Annotated in this window: 11 protein-coding genes; 7 read left to right on the top strand and 4 right to left on the bottom strand. The window is 71.6% G+C overall.

Features of this window, described 5'->3' with window-relative positions:
* Positions 1 to 25: 25 nt before the first annotated feature.
* Positions 26 to 988 carry a Bug family tripartite tricarboxylate transporter substrate binding protein gene (locus tag JJI54_RS26035; protein ID WP_203076327.1) on the bottom strand — a complete coding sequence of 321 codons (963 nt, stop codon included), beginning with the start codon at positions 986 to 988 and terminating at the stop codon, positions 26 to 28.
* 11 nt (positions 989 to 999) lie between these two features.
* Entirely contained in the window at positions 1000 to 1329 is a 330-nt protein-coding gene (locus tag JJI54_RS26030; RefSeq protein WP_203076326.1) for a DHCW motif cupin fold protein, read from the bottom strand.
* A gap of 117 nt (positions 1330 to 1446) precedes the next feature.
* Between JJI54_RS26030 and JJI54_RS26025 the strand changes: the two genes are divergently transcribed.
* Complete coding sequence (locus JJI54_RS26025; protein WP_203076325.1) at positions 1447 to 2346, top strand: LysR family transcriptional regulator; 900 nt, start codon at positions 1447 to 1449, stop codon at positions 2344 to 2346.
* Between the two features lie 88 nt (positions 2347 to 2434).
* On the opposite strand, the gene JJI54_RS26020 is transcribed toward JJI54_RS26025, so the two are convergent.
* A complete protein-coding gene (locus JJI54_RS26020) occupies positions 2435 to 2950 on the bottom strand; it encodes a cysteine dioxygenase family protein (RefSeq protein WP_203076324.1) in 516 nt (171 codons plus the stop codon).
* A 211-nt stretch (positions 2951 to 3161) separates the two neighbouring features.
* Here JJI54_RS26020 and JJI54_RS26015 point away from each other — a divergent pair, with 211 nt between their 5' ends.
* The 6 genes from JJI54_RS26015 to JJI54_RS25990 all read left to right on the top strand — a co-directional run bounded on the left by JJI54_RS26015 (position 3162) and on the right by JJI54_RS25990 (position 10949).
* Positions 3162 to 4115 carry a Bug family tripartite tricarboxylate transporter substrate binding protein gene (locus JJI54_RS26015; RefSeq protein ID WP_203076323.1) on the top strand — a complete coding sequence of 318 codons (954 nt, stop codon included), beginning with the start codon at positions 3162 to 3164 and terminating at the stop codon, positions 4113 to 4115.
* Positions 4116 to 4119: 4 nt separating this feature from the next.
* Positions 4120 to 4911, top strand: coding sequence for a sulfotransferase family protein (locus JJI54_RS26010; RefSeq protein WP_203076322.1), 792 nt, complete (start codon positions 4120 to 4122; stop codon positions 4909 to 4911).
* 100 nt (positions 4912 to 5011) lie between these two features.
* Complete coding sequence (gene dctP, locus JJI54_RS26005; RefSeq protein ID WP_226382118.1) at positions 5012 to 6040, top strand: TRAP transporter substrate-binding protein DctP; 1029 nt, start codon at positions 5012 to 5014, stop codon at positions 6038 to 6040.
* 87 nt (positions 6041 to 6127) lie between these two features.
* Positions 6128 to 6637 (top strand): TRAP transporter small permease, encoded by a 510-nt coding sequence (locus JJI54_RS26000; protein ID WP_203076320.1) that lies wholly within the window; start codon positions 6128 to 6130, stop codon positions 6635 to 6637.
* Between the two features lie 4 nt (positions 6638 to 6641).
* Positions 6642 to 7928, top strand: a complete 1287-nt coding sequence (locus JJI54_RS25995) for a TRAP transporter large permease (protein WP_203076319.1) — start codon at positions 6642 to 6644, stop codon at positions 7926 to 7928.
* Positions 7929 to 8381: 453 nt separating this feature from the next.
* Entirely contained in the window at positions 8382 to 10949 is a 2568-nt protein-coding gene (locus JJI54_RS25990; protein ID WP_203076318.1) for an ATP-binding protein, read from the top strand.
* A 66-nt stretch (positions 10950 to 11015) separates the two neighbouring features.
* Here the strand turns inward: JJI54_RS25990 and JJI54_RS25985 are convergent, their stop codons facing one another.
* Complete coding sequence (locus JJI54_RS25985) at positions 11016 to 12434, bottom strand: M20 family metallopeptidase (protein ID WP_203076317.1); 1419 nt, start codon at positions 12432 to 12434, stop codon at positions 11016 to 11018.
* Positions 12435 to 12465 lie beyond the last annotated feature (31 nt).

Genomic DNA, 12465 nt, shown 5'->3' with positions numbered 1-12465 from the left:
CTCGGTTCCGTTTCCTGGGTGATGGTCAGTCGAGGCGAAGGCCGGTCTGTTCCACCACGCGGCGCCATTTCGGCACCTCCGCGCGGATCAGGGCGCCCAGTTCCTCCGGCGTGCCGGGGGCGGGTTCGAAGGCCTGGCGCTTGAGGAACTCATCCACCTCCGGCAGGCGGATGACGGCGGTGATTTCCGTGTGCAGGCGGCGCAGCACCTCCGGCGGCACGCCGGCGGGCAGCAGCAGGGCCTGCCAGCTATCCACCACGACATCGGGCAGCAGCTCCGCCATCGCGGGCACATCGGGCGCGAAGGGGGACCGGCGGGCGGAGGTGACGGCCAGCGCCCTCACCTGCCCCGACTGCATGAAGGGGAGTGCGGCCGGCAGCGTCATGATGCCGCCCTGGATGTTGCCCGCGACCGTGTCCTGCACCGCGGGGCCGCCGCCGCGATAGGGGACATGGGTCAGCGGCACGCGGGCATGGACGAGCTGCGCGACGGCCATGTGGCCGGGGGATGCGGTGCCGGCGGAGCCGATGTTGATCTCCGGCCCGCCGGAACGGGCCAGGGCTACGAATTCCGCGAAGCTGCGCGCGGGGACGGAGGGGTGGACGACCAGCACCTGCGACAGCGTCGCGATCATGGTCAGCGGCTGGAAGTCGCGCAGCGGGTCGAAGGGCAGCGTGCGGAAGAGGCTGGGGTTCACCGTCAGCGGTTCGGAGGCGATCAGCACGGTGTAGCCATCCGGCCTGGCCTTCGCGACGGCGTCGAAGCCGATATTGCCGCCGCCGCCGCTGCGGTTTTCCACCGGCACCTGCCAGCCCAGGCGTTCGCCGAGATGCCGCGCGATCAGCCGGGCCAGGATGTCGAGGCTGCCGCCCGGCGCCGAGGGCACGATGACCCGGATGGGCCGGTTGGGGAAATCCGATTGCGCCAGCGCGGGATGCGCGAGGGCGGTGATGCTGGCGGCAAGGGCCGCGCGGCGCGTCAGGCGCATCCGGTCTCTCCTCAATCCACGATGAACAGGGTGGCGCCCGTCTCCGTCTGGCTGCGGTGCGGCTCGGCATTCTCGGCGACCTGGTAGGAGACGCCGGGCTTCATGACGAAGACACGCCCATCGGCGAGCTCGGTGGTCAGCTCACCCTTCATGACCAGCAGCACATGGCCGCGGGAACACCAGTGGTCCGCCTTGTAGCCCGGCGAATACTCCACCATGCGGACGCGGATGTTCCCGACCTCCAGCGTCCGCCAGGTGGCGTGGCCGGTCTCGCCCTTGTGGTGCGTCTCCGGCCAGGCGGACCAGTCCACCGTCTGGAAGGGGACGCCTTCGATGATCATGGCTTGCCTGCTGAATTGAACACAGGATGAATACAAGTCTGTTGACGCCGATGCCGCAAGCGGAAAATCTATCTCGGCGCGATGCCCTTCAGGCATCGGGGCGGGAGAACAACGACCATGATGCCACCCGGCTTGCGCTGCTTCCTGGCCGTGGCCCAGGCGGGCTCGATGCGGGAGGCCGCGCTGCGCCTGCGGCTCGCGCAATCCGCCATCAGCCGCCGCATCCAGCAGCTGGAGGAGGAGCTGGGCGTCCAGCTTCTGGAACGCGGCGCGCGCGGCGTGGCGCTGACGCCGGCGGGCGAGATCCTGCTGCATCATGGGCGGGAGGCGACGCAGCTGACGGAGCGGCTGCGCGCGGACCTCGATGCGCTGCGCGGCGTGCGGCGCGGGCATGTGGTGGTGCGGCTGGTGGAGAGCTTCGCGGCCTCCGGCCTTTCGGCGGCGCTGGCGTCCTTCCGCGCGGCCTATCCGGCGGTCACGCTCGACATCGCGGTGGTGGGGTCGGAGGCGATCCTGGCGGCGCTGCGGGACCGGACCTGCCATCTGGGGATCGCGTTCAATCCCTCCGCCGATCCGGAGGTGGAGGTGCTGGCTTCCGCCGCCGAGCCGCTGGCGGTGATGGTGGCGCCGGGCCATGCGCTGGCGGGGGCGGAGAAGCTGACGCTGGCGGAGCTGGCGGGGCTGCCGGTGGTGGCGCCGTCCTACCTCGGATCCTCGCGCGCGCTGTTCGACACGGCCTGCCGCGCGGCGCGGGCGCCGATCCGGCCGGTGCTGGAGACCAATTCGCCGCATGTGGCCGCGGCCTTCATCGCCGATGGGCGCGGGGTGGCGGTGATGGTGCCGCGGGTGCTGGCGCTGCATGCGGCGCTGGGGCGGGTGAAGGCGATTCCGCTGGTGGACCCGCTGCTGAATGGCGGGCGGATCGCGCTGCTGGCGCGGCGCGGGCGGCGGCTGCCGGCGGCGGCGGAGGCGATGAGCGCGTCGCTGGCGCGGGTGCTGGAACAGCAGGCGGGCTAGCTGGCGACGGTCCAGGGGCGGTTCGCCCCCCCTGGTCCCTTTGGGCGGATGGGGGATGGGGAAGGCAGAGCCTTCCCCATCGACCGGCCTACGCCGCGTGGACCTCGTTCACGTCGCTGCCGAAGCGGTCATAGCCGACGCCGTAGCAGTGGATGGAAATCGCCGTCCGGCAGGACAGGTTGGCGATGCGGTGGATCAGGCGCGGATCGGCCGGGCCGTGGTTGGCGTCGCCGGGGCGGAGCAGCCGCGTCCCGGTCGGCACCGGGTGTTCCTCGCCGGGCTCGTAATAGGTTTCGGTCAGCGTGCCCTGGTGGACGGCGAAGGCGCACCAGGTGCGGTGGCCATGCACGGGTGACATCTGGCCGGGGCGCCAGACCAGCGCCACCACGGCGTAGCCGCCGGCCTCATCCGCGCCCAGCAGGTGGCGCACATAGCGATCGGGGCAGCAGGGGCAATCGACCTCCGCCAGCAGGGTGGGATCCGCGGCGAAGGCCGCGATGGCGGCGGCGACCGCGCCCGGGCGCTCCGCCAAGGGCTGCCGCGCGGCGGCGGCGATGCCGGCCAGCATGGTGTCGAGCGGCGGGCGGGTGCGGATGTACGTCATCGGGGCATCTGTCCTCTGCCACCCCAGGATAACAGCGTCTTTTTTCTCCGCGCAACCGGGAAAGGGATGGTTATTCCATTTCCTGTTAGCCGGATGGCAAGGTCGTCTCCCGTCCGGGCTGCGCGGAGAACGGAAGCGGCGGCGGCGCCGGGCCATGACCGCCGCTGCCGGGCGCGGTATGCTGGTGGCATCCCAGGATGAGGATCCCCCGATGCGCCGCCGCACCCTGCTCTCCGCGCCCCTGGCTGGCCTGCTGGCCACCCCGGCCCTGGCCCAGACCGGGCGGCGCCCGCTGCGCCTGGTGGTCCCCTTCCCCGCCGGCGGCACGGCGGATCTGCTCGGGCGGCTGGCGGCGCGGGAGATCGAGGCCGCGATGGGCATGCCGGTGGTGGTGGAGAATCGCGCGGGCGCGGGCGGGGCCATCGGGTCCGATGCCGTCGCCAAGGGCCCGAACGATGGCAGCGCGATCGTGTTGTCCAACATCGCCTCCCAGGCCATCGGCCCGGCGGTGTCGCGCAACGTGCCCTATGACCCCGTGCGGGATTTTCTCCACATTGCGCTGGTCGCCGCGGTGCCGTCGGCGATCGCGGTCAGCGCCAGCGGGCCGATCAGGACGATGGCCGAGCTGGTGGAACGGGCAAAGGCATCGCCCGGCGCGGTGCGGTTCGGGTCGAACGGCATCGGGACCTCGAGCCATGTGAAGCTGGAACTGCTGAACCGCGCGGCGGGGGTGGAGATCACCCATGTGCCCTATCGCGGCAGCGCGCCGGCGGTGACGGATGTGATCGGCGGCCAGGTGGAGGGGCTGATCGCGGCGGTGCCGGATATCGGCCGGAACGACCGGCTGCGCCTGCTGGCCATCACCCTGCCGGAGCGCGCGGCGCGCTGGCCGGAGGTGCCGACGGTGGCGGAGGCCGGCTTCCCGAGCCTGGTCGCCACCAACTGGTTCGGCCTCTCGGGCCCCGCGGGGATGCCGGCGGAGATCGCGCAGCGGATCAACGAGGCGGTGGTGGCGGGGCTGAACACGCCGGCCATGGTGGACCGCCTGGCGGAGCTCGGCGCGCCGCCCAACCGGATGAGCGTGGCGGAATACACGGCCATGGTCGCGGCCGAGGTGCCGCGCTGGGCGGCCGTGGCGCAGGCCGCGAATATCCGCGCGGAATAGCGCGATGCGCAGCGCGCTGATGGTGCTGGGGATGCATCGCTCCGGCACCTCCGCGCTGACCCGCGTGCTGTCCCTGCACGGGCCGGCGCTGCCGGCGGACCTGATGGCGGGGCGGGCGGATAATCCGCGCGGTTTCTTCGAGTCGCGCGGCATGGTGGCGCTGGATGATGCGATGCTGGCGGCGCTCGGCAGCGGCTGGGACGATGCGCGGCCCTTCGCCCCCGATGCCGCGGCGGTGCTGGCGGGCTTCGTGCCGGAGTGTGTGGCGCTGCTGCGGGCGCAGGTGCCGGAAGGGGCCGCCTTCATCCTGAAGGACCCGCGCGCCTGCCGGCTGCTGCCGGCCTGGCTGCCGGCCCTGGCGGCGGTGGGCGCCCGGCCCTTCGCGGTGCTGGCGGTGCGCAACCCGCTGGAGGTCGCGGCCTCCCTCGCCGCGCGGGACGGGATGGCGAAGCGGGACGCGCTGCGGCTGTGGCTGGCCCATGTGGTGGCGGCGGAGCACGACACGCGCGGGCTGGACCGCGTGGTGGTGCATTACGACGACCTGCTGCGGGACTGGCGCGGCGTGGTGGCGCGGGTGGGGCTGCGCCTGCGGGGCGAGGCTTCCGCCGCGACCGAGGGCTTCCTGGCCGGGGCGCTGCGGCACCACGGGCGCACCACCGACGCGCTGCTGCGCGATGCCGCGGTGCCGGCGGTGGTGAAGCGCGCCTATGCGGAATTGCGCCGCGCGCCGGGGGAGGAAGGGCTGGATCCCGCCATCTTCGAGGCGGCGGCGGGGTCGATTTTCCTCCGGGGCTGATCCCCTTGCCGAAGGGGCATCGCTGCCCGCATGCTCCGCCCCTGGAAAGAGCGCCAGGCAAGGCGCACCACCTTGGGAGGGGATCCGGATGTCGATCGTGATGAGCCGCCGGGGCGCGCTGCTGGCCGGCGCGGGCCTGCTGGCGCTGCCGCATGTGGCGAAGGCGCAGGCCGCCTACAAATCCGAATACAAGCTGACCGTCGTCGGCAACCGGCCGATCCCGCTCTCGGAAGGCGCCTTCCAGTGGGCGGATATGGTGACGCAGCGCTCCGGCGGGCGGATCACGGTGAAGGTCTATCCGGGCAGCCAGCTGGTCGGCGGCGACCAGACGCGGGAGCTGGTGGCGATGCGCCAGGGCGTGGTCGATTTCGGCGTCTTCTCGACCATCAACATCTCCCCCCAGATCCGGGAGATGAACGTCTTCTCCCTCCCCTTCCTGCTGAATGACCACAAGGGCTTCGACGCCATCATCAACGGCCCGGTGGGCGAGGAGCTGTTCCGCACCCTGTCGTCCCGCGACGTGGTGCCGGTGGCCTGGGGCGAGAACGGGTTCCGCGAGATCTCCAACAGCCGCCGCGCGATCCGGGAGCCCGGCGACCTGCGCGGCATGAAGATCCGCTTCGCCGCCGGCGCCATCTTCAGCGAGATCTTCACGGCGCTCGGCGCCAATCCCGTGCAGATGTCCTTCGCGGATCTGCAGCCCGCGCTCTCCACCGGCGCGGTGGATGGGCAGGAGAATCCGATCAACCTCTACCTGGCGTTCCGCATGGACACGCTGGCGCAGCGGCACCTGACGGTGTGGAACTATGTCGCGGATGCGGGGGTCTTCGTCGTCTCCAAGCAGGTGATGGACAGCTTCGCGCCGGCCGACCGGCAGCTGGTGCAGGAATGCGCGCGGGATGCCGCGAAGGCGCAGATCGAGGCGAGCCGCAAGGGCATCGGCGTGGATGCCGACCGGTCGAGCCTGGAGGAGCTGGCGCGGCGCGGCGTGACGGTGACGACGCTGTCGGACGCGGAGAAGCAGGCCTTCGCCCGCGCCACGCGGCCCGTCTATGACAAATGGGCGCAGACCGTGGGGCCGGACCTGGTGCGCCGCGCGGAAGCGGCGATCCGCGGCGCGCGGGCCTGAACCGCTTCGGCTGACAGGCCGTGCGGCCCGCCGGGATGCCCCCGGCGGGCCGTTTTCCATTCTCCCCTGACAAGCGATTGACCGACCATGGCTGCCGAGCCCGATCCCAGCGCCTTCCGAGAGAATCCGCCGACCCGCATCACGCTGAAGATCGAGGAGGCGCTGGTGGCCGCGGCCATGGCGGCGATGGCGCTGATCACCGCCGCCAATGTCGCGACCCGCTACCTGACGGACATCAGCATCAGCTTCACGGAGGAATACTCCGTGGTGCTGATGGTGCTGGTGGCGCTGCTCGGCACGGCCATCGCGACCGCATCGGGCCGCCACATCAAGATCGGCTACTTCACCGACATGCTGTCCCCGCAAGGGCAGCGGGTGGCGGAGATGGTGGCGATGGCGCTGACCATGCTGTGCTTCGGGCTGCTGGTCTGGCATGGCTGGCGCCTCGCTTATGACGAATACCGGTTCGAGGTGCTGTCCTCGGGCCTCGGCCATCCGAACTGGTGGTACACGGGCTGGCTGCCGGTGCTCTCCGCCGTGGTGGTGCTGCGCGCGGCCGGGCGGTTCATCCGCCTGGCGCGGGGCGGGGAAGGCTGAGGCGATGATCGGCGCGATCCTCTTCCTGACCTTCCTGGTGCTGCTGCTGGGCGGCATCCCGATCGGCGTGGCGCTCGGCCTGGCCGGCGCGCTGGCGATCCTGCTGGCGGACCAGTCCATCCTGGCCATGCCGACCAATGTCTATGCGGGCATCGCCAAGTACCCGCTGATCGCCATCCCGATGTTCGTGCTGGTGGGCAGCGTCTTCGACCGCACGGGGGTGGCGCTGCGCCTGGTGCGCTTCGCGACCGCGATCGTGGGGGCGGGGCGCGGGGCGCTCGCTTCCGTCTCCGTGCTCGTCGCCATGGTGATCGGCGGCATCAGCGGGTCCGGGCCCGCGACATCGGCGGCCGTGGGCCAGGTGGTGACGCGGAGCATGGTGGCGGATGGCTATCCCCGCCCCTTCATCGCGGCGACGGTGGCGGCGGCGGCGGCGACGGACATCCTGATCCCGCCCTCCATCGCCTTCATCATCTATGCCGTGCTGGTGCCGGGCGTGTCGGTGCCCGCGATCTTCATGGCGGGGATGTTCCCGGGGATCCTGGCGGGCTGCGCCATCATCGTGGCCGTGCTGGCGCTGTCCTTCGTCCATGATTTCGGCGGCAAGGCGCGGGCGGAGGAGCGGCTGCTGGTCTGGCAGACCTTCAAGGAGGCGATCTGGGGGCTGATGGCGCCCGTCGTCATCCTGGGCGGCATGCGGATCGGCGCCTTCACGCCGACCGAGGCCGCCGTCATGGCGGTGTTCTACGGGCTGTTCGTCGGCGCCGTGATCTACCGCACGCTGAGCTGGCGCGACCTCTACGAGATGCTGGTGGAGGCGGGGGAATTGTCCGCCGTCATCCTGATCGTGGTGGCGCTGGCCAGCGTCTTCGCCTGGTCCACCTCCACGCTCGGCATCGTGCAGCCGGTCGCGGCCTGGATCGTGGGGCTGGGACTCGGCGAATACGGGACCATCGCGCTGCTGATGATCGTGCTGATCTTCATCGGCATGTTCCTGGACGGCGTCTCCACCTTCCTGATCCTGCTGCCGGTGCTGATCCCGATCGCCAATGCCTTCCACTGGGACCTGACCTGGTTCGGCGTGATCCTGACGATGAAGATCGCGATCGGGCAGTTCACGCCGCCCATGGCGGTCAACCTGATGGTGTCCTGCCGCATCGCCGGCGTCTCCATGGAAACGACCATCCCCTGGGTGCTGTGGATGATCCTGGCGATGTTCGTCTCGCTGGCCCTGGTCGTGGTGTTCCCGGACATCGCGCTGTGGCTGCCGCGGGTGCTGGGGACGATGTAGCGGGCGGCGGACCGCCCGCCATCCGCGTGCTGGTGCCGGCGGCTGCAACCGTTGCGGTTCAGCAAGCCAATCAATTAACTATTTTTTATCCGGATACACTCTGCGGTTGATCCGGTGCGCATGTTACTCAAGCGGCATGCGCCCCGATGATTGTATAACGCGTGCCGATCGAAGGTCGCATGGGGCGCTCCCGCCCAGGGCGATTGCCGCATGGCGGGGGTGCCGGGGCCGGGGGATGCGCGGCATGCGCGCCACCATGAAACGGGAGACAACCCCGGATTGTCGGGGTCCCTCCGGCCGCAGTCAGGAAATGTCGGCTTCGTTTAGATTTGCACCGGAAGTGGATGGTACCGAAGCCGCCGCGACTGAAGAGCGCCTGGACCGAGTCACGATGACCCATAGGCTCCCCCCTGCCGCGCCGACCCGCAGGCCTGTTGCGCCGGGCCATCGGCGATGACCACCTTCTCCGCGCTGGCACCGCAGGATGGCACGGCGCGGGGCCCGGGGGCGGGCGGCGCCCCGCTGCTTCTGCTGCGTCGCGCGGCCGTCGGCATGGTGGTGGCGGCCAGCATCGCGGGCGCCTGGTGGCTGGCCGCGCGGGTGACGGATGATGCCGCGCAGACCGAAGCCGCGCGCGTCTTCGCGCGGGCGGAGCTGGATGCGCTGGCGGCGGATGGGATGCTGCGCCGGATCGCGGAGGATGGGCGCGCGCTGCGCAGCCTGGCGCAGCGCTGGCTGCAGGCGGAGGGGCCGGAGGCGGAGACGCGGCGGGAGGAGATCGAGCTGTCGCTGCGCGACCTGCTGACGCTGCGCAGCCTGCCGGTCTTCCACCTGATCATCACCGGCACGGATGGCGTCAGCCTGTGGCAGAGCGGCCCCGGCCTGCCGGCCGTGAACCTGGCGGACCGCCCGCATGTGCAGGTGCATCGCGGCGGCGCGCCCTCCCCCTGGTTCGGCCAGCCTGTCGCCTCCCGCGCCACGGGGCAGCTGGTGGTGCCCGTGACGATGCGGCTGGAGGACCAGGGCGGGCGCTTCGCCGGCGTGCTGGTGATGCATTACCGCCCCGCCGACCTCGGCCGCGCGCTGGCGATGCGGGGGAGCGGCAGCGACACGGCGCTCGGCCTGATGCGCACCGATGGCGTGCTGCTGGCCCATAGCAGCATGGCGCCGGAGATGGTGGGCCGCCGCATCCTGCCCGAGGCGGTGCGCCAGGTGAGCGAGGGCGCGCGCGTGCTGCACCACCGCACCGCCACCACGGCGGAGCAGGAGGTGATGCTGGTGGTGCTGCGGGCCTCCGACCAGGCGAACATCATCGCGGTGGCGGGGCAGACGGCGGCCGGCGCGCTGGCGCCGGTGGTGCGGGTGCGCAACCTGTCGCTGGCCACGGCGGGCGGCTATTCGCTGGCGGCGCTGCTGATGCTGGCCTTCGGCTACGGCGCGGTGCGCCAGCGGCGGCTGCGGCGGGAAGCGGCGATGCTGCGCGCCGGGCGGGCGGAGGTGGAGCGCCTGCAGGGCAAGCTGCCTGTCGTGATCTTCCTGCGGAAGGTCTTCCCCGACGGATCGTCCCGCATCCTGTACCGCACCGGCGACATCGCCGGCGTGACGGGGTGGACCAACGGGGCGCTGGATGGGCTCGGCCCCTGGGACGAGTATGTGGAGGAATCCTCGCTGTCCCGCGCCGAGAGCAACGCGCTGGTGCTGCGGGACGGCTTCGCGCAGGCGACCTGGAAGCTGCGCCAGCCCGATGGCAGCGCGCGACGGATGCTGACGCAGATGGAGCGGCTTTCGGTGAACCCCGCGGGCGGGGGGGAGATCGTCGGCTATGTCCGCGACCTGACGGCCGAGCACAGCGCAATGGAGCGCGAGGCGGCGGCGCGGCAGGAGCTGGACGATACGCTGGCGCTGGCGCCCGTCATCGTCTTCCGCGCCATGCTGGCCGCCGGGGCGCGGGCGATGATCGAGCAGGGAAGGCCCTGGTACCGGGAGCTGTTCGTGAGCCGCAGCGTGGAACCCGTCTCCGGCTGGACGCCAGAGGCGCTGGCCGCGGAGGGCGGGCTGCCGGGGGTGCTGGAGCCCTGGGACAGCCTGGTGGACGGGATCGAGGCGCTGCGGCGCGACGGCGCCTGGGCGGCGGATCTCGGCCTGCGGCATGCGCGGGGCGGCAGCATCGTGGTGCGCATGACGGTGCGGCTGGTCGCGGTGGAGGGGGAGGCGCTGTCCGTCGTCGGCTACATCGCGGATGTGACGGCGGAGCGCGATGCCAAGGCGCGCGCGATCGGCAGCGCGCGGCTTGCCTCGCTGGGGGAGCTGGCGGCGGGGCTGGCGCATGAGCTGAAGCAGCCGCTGCAGGCGATCGAGCTGGCGGTGAGCAACGCGCATAGCGCGCAGAAGCGCGGCAACATGGCGGCCATCGGCCAGCGGCTGGACCGCATCACCACCTATACGCGGCGCGCCAACCAGGTGATCGAGCATCTGCGCCGCCTGGCGCGCGGGACGGATGACACGACGCCGGCCGAGGCGATCCATATCGAGGAAGCGCTGGCGGGCGTGCTGGCGCTGATGGCGGGGCCGCTGCGCGATGGCGGCGTGGTGACGCGGGTGGAGCTGACGGACCCGCCGCCGCGGGCGCTGGGGCACAATGTGGCGCTGGAGCAGGTGCTGGTGAACCTGCTGGCCAATGCCCGGGATGCGATGCAGGCACTGCCGCCGGAAGAGCAGCGGCTGGTGACGCTGAAGGCGGAGACGCTGGCGGAGGAGAGGGTGCTGATCACCGTCTCCGACACCGGCGGCGGCATCCCGCCCCAGGTGATGGCGCGGCTCTTCGAGCCCTTCGTCACGACCAAGGGGCTGGAGCGCGGCACGGGGCTCGGCCTGTCCATCTGCCAGGGGCTGATCCGGCGGATGGGCGGCACGATCACGGCGACGAATGAGGGGCCGGGGGCGGTGTTCCGCATCGTCCTGCCCGCCGCGCCGGCGGCGGAAGCGGCGGAACCGGCGCGGGACAGCCAGGCGGCGGCGTGAGGCCCGGGCCGGGAGGCCCCCTCACCCGACCCTCTCCCCCGGTGGGGGGAGAGGGCTTTCCGGTGGCTACAGGCTCATGTCCAGCGCCGGGGTGGCGTCGGGCGGGAGCGGGCTTTCATAGGGCTTGCCGCCGGTGCGCTTGCGGTGGTCGGCCTTGGCTTCCGCGATGATCGCCGGGTTCAGCAGCGCATCCACCGCCGTGCCGGCCATCACCTTCGCCACATGGACCATGCCCTTGTGGGCCGCCGGCAGCTTGCCCTGGCCGGTCAGCTGCCAGGAATGGAAGGGCGTGCCGATGGCGCAGGTGGCGCCCCGGGCCTGCACGGTCGGCACCTTCCAGGAGACGTCGCCGACATCGGTCGAGCCGATCATCGGCACGCCCTTGGCGCCTTCCGGCACCACCTGCTCGCACAGCACCTCGCCCGGGCGGGGCTCCACGCCGACGCGGCGCCAGGCGGAGGCGATGTCCTCCTCCGACAGGGTGGCCTGGAAGGCGGCGGCGGTCTTGCGGTCCTCATCGTCCCAGACGGGGGCGCCGAGGCGCGCCAGGTTGGCGTGCATCGCCTTTTCCAGCGCCGTGTTGCCGACGAGTTCGGAGACGGCGGAGACGACGCGGGTGGAGACGGTGCATTCCGTCATCAGCGCGGCGCCATCGGCGATCTTGCGGACGCGGGTGACGAGCTGCTTGAGCTCCGCGACGTTGCGGGCGCGGATGAGGTAGCGGACCTTGGCCGTGGCCTGCACCACATTCGGCGCGATGCCGCCGGCATCGAGATAGGCGTAGTGGATGCGGGCGTCGCTCGGCATGTGCTCCCGCATGTAGTTCACGCCGACATTCATCAGTTCGACGGCATCGAGCGCGGAGCGGCCGAGATGCGGCGCGGCGGCGGCGTGGGAGGCGCGGCCGGTGAAGGAGAAGTCGATGCGGGTGTTCGCCAGGCTGATCGCGTCATCGACGCCGGCGAAGTTCGACGGGTGCCAGGTGATGGCGATGTCCACGTCGTCGAAGGCGCCGTCGCGCACCATGAAACCCTTGGCGGCGCCGCCTTCCTCCGCCGGGCAGCCGTAGTAGCGCACCCGTCCCGGCAGGTTGTTGGCGCTGAGGAAATCCTTGACGGCGGCGGCGGCCATCAGGCTGGCGGAGCCGAGCAGGTTATGGCCGCAGCCATGGCCGCGGCTCTCGCCCGGCACGGGGCGGGGCTCCGGGACGCCGGCTTCCTGGGACAGGCCGGGCAGCGCGTCATATTCGCCGAGGATGGCGATGACGGGCCCGCCCTCCCCGAATTCGCCCATCACGGCGGTCGGGATGCCGGCGACGTTGGTGGTGACCTTGAAGCCCTCGGCCTCCAGCATCGCGCGGTGTTCGGCGCTGCTGCGGTGTTCGTCGTAGCAGAGTTCCGGCATGCCCCAGATGCGGTCGGAGAGTTCGACATAGGGCTCGCGGCGCTGGTCGACCAGGCGCCAGATCTGTTCTTCGTTGGCCATCGGGCAACTCCTTCAGGATGGCCCATTCTCG

Source organism: Falsiroseomonas ponticola (genome assembly GCF_016805305.1).
GTDB classification, from domain to species: Bacteria; Pseudomonadota; Alphaproteobacteria; order Acetobacterales; family Acetobacteraceae; genus Falsiroseomonas; species Falsiroseomonas ponticola.
The sequence above is the reverse complement of the archived record's forward strand: the minus strand, read 5'-3'. Positions and strand labels throughout refer to the sequence as shown.